The 6,350-nt window shown below is 71.6% G+C and carries 8 protein-coding genes; 2 read left to right on the top strand and 6 right to left on the bottom strand.

Annotated features, from left to right (window positions below; genetic code table 11):
- Window positions 1–332, top strand: a 332-nt coding sequence (locus tag VM840_08335) for a hypothetical protein (GenBank protein ID HVL81583.1), incomplete at its 5' end; no start/stop codon positions are given.
- Between the two features lie 69 nt (window positions 333–401).
- Here the strand turns inward: VM840_08335 and VM840_08330 are convergent.
- The 4 genes from VM840_08330 to VM840_08315 form a co-directional block, all read right to left on the bottom strand.
- Window positions 402–971: a Rieske 2Fe-2S domain-containing protein gene (locus tag VM840_08330; protein HVL81582.1), complete on the bottom strand. Its 570-nt coding sequence runs from the start codon at window positions 969–971 to the stop codon at window positions 402–404.
- A 67-nt stretch (window positions 972–1,038) separates the two neighbouring features.
- Window positions 1,039–2,250 (bottom strand): acyl-CoA dehydrogenase family protein, encoded by a 1,212-nt coding sequence (locus VM840_08325; GenBank protein HVL81581.1) that lies wholly within the window; start codon window positions 2,248–2,250, stop codon window positions 1,039–1,041.
- A 48-nt stretch (window positions 2,251–2,298) separates the two neighbouring features.
- Entirely contained in the window at window positions 2,299–2,787 is a 489-nt protein-coding gene (locus VM840_08320; GenBank protein HVL81580.1) for a hypothetical protein, read from the bottom strand.
- A 22-nt stretch (window positions 2,788–2,809) separates the two neighbouring features.
- Window positions 2,810–4,558 (bottom strand): alpha/beta fold hydrolase, encoded by a 1,749-nt coding sequence (locus VM840_08315; GenBank protein ID HVL81579.1) that lies wholly within the window; start codon window positions 4,556–4,558, stop codon window positions 2,810–2,812.
- 67 nt (window positions 4,559–4,625) lie between these two features.
- Between VM840_08315 and VM840_08310 the strand changes: the two genes are divergently transcribed.
- Entirely contained in the window at window positions 4,626–5,480 is an 855-nt protein-coding gene (locus tag VM840_08310) for an LLM class F420-dependent oxidoreductase (protein ID HVL81578.1), read from the top strand.
- Here VM840_08310 and VM840_08305 read toward each other — a convergent pair.
- The gene (locus tag VM840_08305) at window positions 5,471–5,974 is read right to left on the bottom strand and encodes an FKBP-type peptidyl-prolyl cis-trans isomerase (protein ID HVL81577.1); all 504 of its coding nucleotides are present in this window, start codon (window positions 5,972–5,974) and stop codon (window positions 5,471–5,473) included. The two genes, VM840_08310 and VM840_08305, sit on opposite strands and share 10 nt — an antisense overlap.
- A partial coding sequence (locus VM840_08300; protein HVL81576.1) for a DUF3151 family protein occupies window positions 5,971–6,350 on the bottom strand: 380 nt, incomplete at its 5' end. The genes VM840_08305 and VM840_08300, both read right to left, overlap by 4 nt.

Genomic DNA, 6,350 nt, shown 5'->3' with positions numbered 1-6,350 from the left:
GGGCGGCTGCCCCGGCGGCGCCGGCCGCCCCGAAGGCAGCCGCCCCGAAGGCAGCCGCCCCGAAGGCAGCTGCGCCGAAGGCGGTCGCGCCGAAGGCCGCGGCGCCCAAGGTCGAGCCCGCTCCGGCTCCGGCCGACGAGCCGGCGGCGGAGCAGACGTTCGAGATCGTCGAGACGCCGCAGCCCGAGACGTCCGTGGTCGCCGCGGCGGCCGAGGCGCCGAGGCCGCAGCCCCAGCCGACCGGCACCGGAGCCGCCCAGAAGGCGGTGGCGGCGATCGTCGGTCTGCTGAACGCGGCCGTCAGCCTGCTGGCCAGGTCGGCGCTGCGCTAGGTCCACCTGCCGACGGTGCCGGTCCCCGTCCGCCCCGGAGGGCGGGGACCGGCTCCCTCAACACGGAGGTCATCCCTGATGCTGAGAGCCCTCTTCTTCCTCGCGACAGAAAGGTCCCGCCGGAGGCTGGTTGATCGTGAACGATCCGCCGGGCGGCGCGGCGAGAGGTTGCGAGGTGTCCACGACGACCTGTCCGTCCTCGATGCGCGTGCGGAAGCGCGAGAGCCCGGTGGCCGCGGGGTCGCGGGTGACCGCGCCGGCGATGTTGTACCTCGATCCGTGACAGGGGCATTCGAACCATCCGGAGGACTCGCAGAACGGGACGCGGCACCCGAGGTGCGCGCAGCGCTGGTACAACGCCATGACCCCGCCAGCGGCCACGCCCGCGGCGACGTAGGGGTTGGACGGGTCCGACGTGTCGTACGGCACGAGATAGAAGCGGCCCTCCGCGTTGTAGAGCGGTTTGCCCTCGCGCTCGAAGAACTGGAGGACCTCGTCGAGGCTCCCGGCGGCGACCTCGCCGCCCGTCGACCCGGCTCGGTTCGGCCACAGGTAGGCGAGAGAGCCCTGTCCCAGTCCGACGGCGAACACGCTGAGCGCCCCCAGCGTCGCCCGGTTCAGGAAGGAGCGACGATCCACCGGATCCACCTCCCTCGGATGTGGTGACCGACGGTCAGTCACATCCTCCCCCGGGAGGCGGGCCTCGTCAAGACCTCTCGGGACGCGGGTCGCGCGGGAGCCCCAGGACACGCTCGCCGACGATGTTCTTCTGCACCTCGGTGGTGCCGCCCCCTATCGTCATCGCCCGCGACTGCAGCAGGCCCCGGGCCCACTGCCCGCCGTGGTGGACACGGGGCTCGTCGAACCCGACCGCGTGCAATCCGGCGATCTCACTCGCCGCGTGCTGGACGTCCTGCAACCAGGCATCGGACCCCAGCTTCAAGATGGAGGCCTCGGGTCCGGGCATGCGTCCCTTGAAGACCGAGTCCAGCGTGCGCAGAGCGGTCCACCGGTTGGCGACCGAACGCACGTAGATGTCCGCCACCTGCTGGCGGACGCGCGGATCGGCGATGGCCGGACGTCCTGCGTGGTCGGCCCGGCGCGCGAGGTCGAGCAGCCCGAGCCAGGACATCTTCACCATCCGGTGCATCCCGCCGCCGCCGGACAGGCCGATCCGCTCGTTCAAGAGCGTATGGACCGTCACCTGCCACCCCATGCCCTCCTCGGCCACGCGCTGGGACTCGGGGATCTGCACGTCGGTGAAGAACACCTCGCAGAAGTCGCGCTCGCCGGTTATCTGGGTGATCGGCCGCACCTCGACGCCGTCCAGGGACATGTCGCAGACGAAGAAGGTGAGGTTGCGGTACCGCGGTCCTTGCGGGTCGGTGCGGACGACGAGGATCCCGAACTCCGACCAGTGGGCGCCCGAGGACCAGATCTTCTGCCCGTTGACCACGTACGTGCCGTCCACCTTCGTCGCGGTGGTGGTGACGGAGGCCAGGTCCGAGCCTGCGTTCGGTTCGCTGAACAGCTGGCACCAGATCTCCTCGCCGGAGAGCATCCTCCGGAGGTGGCGCTCCTTCTGGGCGGGGGTCCCGTAGTCGTTGACCGCGGGCGCGCACCAGCCCAGTGTGACCGACATGTTCAGGTGCCACGGGGCTCCCACCTCGCCGCACTCCTGGGCCACGATGAAACGCTGCTGGGGGGTGCCCTCGGTCCCCCCGTACTCGGCCGGCCAGCCGATCGCCCCGTACCCCGCCTCGAACATCGCCCCCTGCCACTCGGCGGCGATCTTCAGCCTCTCGCGGGACTCGCCGGTCGCGTCGTAGGCCTCCCTGAACCGGGGGACCGTCCGGTCGAGCCAGTCCCGCACCTCGGCGCGGAACGACGCTTCCTGCGGGGTGTCACGTGGATCCATGGCCGTCCTCCACCGCTCGGATGTCGGTGTGACTATGCCACGCGGCGATCAGCGGTCGATCGTGCGGTACGTGTTGCAGTCGCCCTCGACGCAGGCCACCTGGTGGCCGAGGGCGGTCGGGTCCCACGCGTGCCAGGGGGTCTCGGCGTACTCGGTGCCGGGCACCGTTCCGGGCACCACGCGCATCGGGTGGGAGCCGTTGACGATCCCGGTCATCGACGCCATGCGGGCGGATCTCGAGCCGAGGTGCCGCACCGCCCAGTGCGTGGCTCCCGGGTAGACGTAGTGGGTGTCCGCCACCCCGGACCCGCATCCGACGAAGCCCGAATGCGGGACGGGGACGACGTACGTGTGCCCGGTGGCCGGCCGATAGACCCCGGTGACCGTGAACAGGATCACCCGGCTGGCGCACTCCCCCGCCGCGGCGTCCGACGCGAGCGTGGGAGACAGGCCGAGCAGGGCGACGATCAGGACGAGTCGGGTCGATCGCGCACGCAACGCCTGCCGGTGGGCCACGGGCTCGGGGATTCTCCGCACGGACGGCGTCTCCTGCCCGGCGTCAGGCGCGGCGTCTGTTGCGCATCCAGCGCGCCAGGATCAGCAGGAGCACCCCGGCCCAGGCTCCGCCCCCGGTCGCCGGCAGCTCGGGCCCGCCGGCCTCCGGGAGGCGAGCAGGCAGCTCCGGACGGGGTGCGCGCAGGTCGGCGGAGGAGACCGGGAGACGCAGGGAGACCGCGCTGCCCAGGGTCACCTGGTCGGCCGGGTCGGTCCCGAAGTACGCCGCGTCGGTGGTGGCGACGGTGAGTCGGATCCGGTGTCCGGGGTCGAACGTGTAAGCGAACCCGGCCATATCGATCGTGTAGGTCTGTCCGGGCGAGGCCCGGACCGGTGTCACGAGCCGGTTGATCAGCCTGGCGGAGCCGTCCTCTGCGACATCGAAGATCTTCAGGAAGAGGGAGACGGGCTGTCCGGTCGCGGTCGTGACCGAGAACGTCGCGACGGGGTTGCCGACCACCGGCAGAGCCTGCTCGAGGGGAGCCGTGTCCAGGTTGAGGAAGGCGCCGGGCGCGTCGTAGGGAGCCTGGTTGGCGAAGGGCTGCCCGGGAGCCGAGTAGTTGGACGTCTCGGTGTAAGAACAGGTCGGCGCGCCGGTCGGCGGGCAGGTCCGTCCGGGGGGCTTCAACATCGTCTGACCCGGCCGGCCCAGCTCGACGTCAACGGAAGCGATCGGGGGCAGCCGGTCGGAGCTGCGCAGCTGACCGTCCTCGTCGAAGTACTCGAAGGCGGGGCCGGTGTCCACGTCCGCGTCCCCGCGCAGGTGGCGGTCCAGCCACGCGAGCTGGCGCTGTTCGAGCGGGTCGTCCGCCGCCCACGTCTTCTGTCGGTCGGGGTACATCGTGTAGCCGCCGTGGCCGCCCCAGTACCACAACAGCTTCGTCGGCACCCCGTCCCGGACCAGCATGTCCACGTTGCGCTGCGACTCCACGAGGTTGAACAGGGTGTCCCGCGCCCCTTGGAGGATGAAGGTCGGCACCTCGATCCGCCCCGCGTAGGCGACGGGGGACCGGATCCTCAGCTCCTCCAGCAGGTCGGGGGGGCCCGTGTTCGTGGCGACGGCTCGCGCGTACCAGTCCGCGAGCTGGGGCGACAGGTTGCCGTTCGTCGCCGCCTGCCCGCCCGCGAACAAGAGCGACGTGTACTGGTACTTCACGATCCCGTTCGGGACCAGCGAGTACCTCAGGTCGTGCCACGTCTCCCGGGCGACCAGCGCATCTATGCGTCGGTCGCGCGCGGCGGCCAGGAACTGGATGGCCCCGCCGTAGGACTGTCCGTACATGCCGACGCGCGGGTCGCCCGGTCCATCCATCTGCACCTGCGGGAGCGTCGCGAGGTGGTCTATCACCTTCGAGACGTCGGCCCCCTCGTAGTCGGGGTGGTCGAGCATCACGTAGCCCTGTGACGTCCCGAACCCGCGTGCGTCCCAGGTGAGGACCACGTAACCCTGCGAGGCCAGCAGCTCGGCCGCCTTCCGCACGTACTCCACCCCTCGGTGGCCAGGGAACCCGTGCGGGCTGAGCACCGCCGGCACGGGCTCGGTCGGCAGGGGCTCGGGGAGGAACAGGGTGGCGGACAGCATGCAGGATCCTCCGGGACCGGTGCACGCGCGCGGCCCGGTCGCGGGTGCCGGACCGGGCACCCCCTCGATCCGCAGCTCCACGGCCGTGTAGCTCGCCTGGGCGTGGGCGTCCGGGGCCCACGCGAGCAGCGCCGCCACCGCCGCCCCCGCTAACGCCACCCGTCTGATCATCGGTTGGGAGCCTTCCCGGGCCCGGGCCGGCCTACACGCGACCGGTCTGCGTTACCCTGCCCGCAGCATGAAGGTCGGGGTCGCCTTCTCGAACGTCCTCCTGTTCGGCACCCGCGAGGGAGCCCGCGCCCTCGCGCAGGCCGCCGAGCGCCACGGCGTGGAATCGCTCTGGACGGTCGAGCACGTGGTCGTCCCGAAGGACTACGACAGCTCCTACCCGTACTCGCCGACCGGGAAGATGCCCGGGACGGAGGAGTCCCCGATCCCGGACCCGCTGATCTGGCTCTCGTACGTGGCTGCGCATACGGACCGCATCCGCCTAGCCACGGGGATCCTCATCCTCCCGCAGCGCTCGCCCGTGTTGGTCGCGAAGGAGCTCGCCACGCTGGACGTGCTGTCCGGGGGCCGGGTCACCTGCGGGGTGGGGATAGGGTGGCTGAAGGAGGAGTTCGACGCCATCGGCGTGCCGTTCGCCGAGCGGGCGTCGCGCACCGATGAGTCGATCGGGGCGTTGAGGGCGCTGTGGTCGGACGACGAGACGTTCTCGGGTCGCCATCACCGGTTCGAGCGAGCCCGCTGCTACCCCAAGCCGGTGCAGACCGACGGGATCCCGATCGTGGTGGGCGGACACTCCGAGGCGGCCGCGCGCCGTGCGGGCAGGTTGGGGAACGGGTTCTTCCCGTTCGGAACCGACGTCGGACCTCTGTTCGAGGTGTGCCGCCGGGCGGCAGAAGAGGCGGGCCGCGACCCGGCCTCGATCGAGCTCACCGTGAGCGCCCCTCCGACGCTCGAGGGGGCGGAGCGTGCCGCCGCGCTGGGAGCGTCGAGGATGATCGTGATGCCGCCGACCTTCGACCCGGATGACTGCGACCGCGCCTTCGCCGAGCTGAACGAGAGGTTGATCTCGAAGCTTCAGCCCTGAGGCGCCTCGGCGTGCACCAGGTCGACGATGAAGACCAGGGTCTCGTCCGGCGCGATCGGTCCGCGGCCGCTCGACCCGTACCCCTTGTGGGGCGGGATGGTGAGCTTGCGTCGGCCCCCGACCCGCATGCCCGGGATGCCCTCGATCCACCCCTGGATCAGCCCGCCCTCGACGAGTTGGAACGGCACGGGTTGACCGCGGTCGTAGCTGTTGTCGAACTCCTCGCGGGTGGACCACGAGACGCCGACGTAGTGGACGACCACCATGTCGCCCGCCTCAGCCTCCCGCCCCCGGCCGACCGTGATGTCCTCGATCACGAGCTCCGGCGGTGGGTCGCCCTCGGGCACCTCCACCTCCGGCTTGGGGGGCGGTGTGGCGGCCGTGGCCTGCGGGGTCTGGACGGTCTCGCTGCGTTCCTGGGCGCCGCGGTCCCCGCACGCGGTGAGCGTCATCACGAGAGCGGCGACGACGAGGGAGCCGATGGCGCGGGTCATGGCGCCCTCCCGTCCTGGAGGCGCCTGCCGAGGTCGGCCGGCCTGATACCGGCGACGCCGAAGTGGTCGGAGGGGTCGAGCTCGAGGAGGAACTCTCGGCAGCGGCGGGCCTCGACCCCCTCGCCGATGGCCGCGGCCGCGCGCATGAGCGAGAACAGAGCGTGCAGGAAACCTCGGTTCGAGGGGTGCTCGGCTCCCAGGGTGGACCCCGGACGCCACCCGGATGCGCGCATCCTGTCCAGCCCCCGGTGGTACCCGACGCGCGCGTAGGCGTACGACGCCACGTCGTCGCCCGACTCGTACGCGGCCTCCGAGAGGCCCGCCCACCCCTCGATGCAAGTGGGCCACCGCGTGACGAGCTCCCGCAGGGCGGGCT

This window comes from Actinomycetota bacterium (assembly GCA_035540895.1).
In the GTDB taxonomy this organism is placed as follows: Bacteria; Actinomycetota; JAICYB01; order JAICYB01; family JAICYB01; genus DATLFR01.
This window is presented reverse-complemented; position numbering and strand designations above follow the sequence as displayed.

Bases quoted from the DNA above. Each gene is read 5' to 3' on its own strand.
- VM840_08325 (HVL81581.1), bottom strand. From the start codon at position 2,250: ATGGATCCACGTGACACCCCGCAGGAAGCGTCGTTCCGCGCCGAGGTG.
- VM840_08315 (HVL81579.1), bottom strand. From the start codon at position 4,558: ATGATCAGACGGGTGGCGTTAGCGGGGGCGGCGGTGGCGGCGCTGCTC.
- VM840_08310 (HVL81578.1), top strand. From the start codon at position 4,626: ATGAAGGTCGGGGTCGCCTTCTCGAACGTCCTCCTGTTCGGCACCCGC.
- VM840_08305 (HVL81577.1), bottom strand. From the start codon at position 5,974: ATGACCCGCGCCATCGGCTCCCTCGTCGTCGCCGCTCTCGTGATGACG.